The sequence below is a fragment of the Lactobacillus kalixensis DSM 16043 genome (genome assembly GCF_001434335.1).
Lineage (GTDB): Bacteria > Bacillota > Bacilli > Lactobacillales > Lactobacillaceae > Lactobacillus > Lactobacillus kalixensis.
Genome location: NZ_AZFM01000082.1, coordinates 1 through 1,052 on the forward strand (window position 1 = coordinate 1; position 1,052 = coordinate 1,052).

Annotated in this window: 1 protein-coding gene; it reads left to right on the top strand. The window is 32.8% G+C overall.

The annotated features are described in order from the left end of the window. Nucleotides 1–260 precede the first annotated feature (260 nt). Nucleotides 261–1,010, top strand: a complete 750-nt coding sequence (locus tag FC46_RS09805) for an ABC transporter ATP-binding protein (RefSeq protein ID WP_083478063.1) — start codon at nt 261–263, stop codon at nt 1,008–1,010. Nucleotides 1,011–1,052 lie beyond the last annotated feature (42 nt).

Here is a 1,052-nt window from a genome sequence, read left to right on the forward strand (position 1 = left end):
AAAAAGCCAAGAGCCACGCGGAAAGAGCGTGATTCTTAGCTTTCAAGTTTCAGTTAATATGAATAATTCTTTCTGAAAAGATAGTTCTTATAGCGCTAATCAGTAACTTTTAAGGTTATAACTGATTAGTGCTTTTTTTATTTCATGTTAAAAAATTGACCATTCATTATCCTTTACTAGCGGTTCATGCTATTTCTCGAGATTTAATATTTTTTTCTAGATAAACTTGCAGTGTAGAAAAAATTACGGAGGGAATAGCTATGTTAATTGAAACACATGATTTAACTAAAAATTATGGTAAGAAGCAAGCTCTAAAGCAAGTTAATTTAGAAATTGAAGAAGGGAAATTAGTGGCCTACCTGGGAACTAACGGTGCAGGTAAATCTACGACAATCAATATTTTGACAGGATTGCTAAAGCCGACTTCAGGAACTATCACGTATTCCAATAATTTGAAAATTGGCGTAGTTTTTCAAAATGGTGTTTTAGATAACACTTTGACTGTGAAAGATAATTTGTATTTACGAGCAAAAATGTACAAAACTTTTTCAAAGGAATGGTTAGAAGAACTAATTGATCTAATTGGAATCAGAAATTTTTTAGATCAGAAATATGGGACTTTGTCAGGTGGTCAAAAAAGAAGAGCTGATATTGTCAGAGCATTAATTAGTCATCCCAACTTGCTGTTCTTAGATGAGCCAACAACCGGACTAGATATTCAAACTAGAATGGTTATTTGGAATCTTTTACAGAAATTACAAAAAGAGCAAGGACTCACAATTTTTCTAACAACACATTATCTTGAAGAAGCTGAAAATGCAGATCAGATGTATATATTAGAAAATGGTGTCGTTTTAGCAAAAGGTTCAGCTGAAGAAATTGAACGAAAATATGCTCCTTCAAAGCTGTTGTTAGAGCTTCAACCCGAAACAAAAATGATTACCAAATATCCAATCAAGAAGAAGAGTGATCACCAATTTGAAATCGATGGATTGACTGTAAGCGTCTAAAAATAAGGTACCTATCTTAGCTCCGTTTTCTGTCATATACTG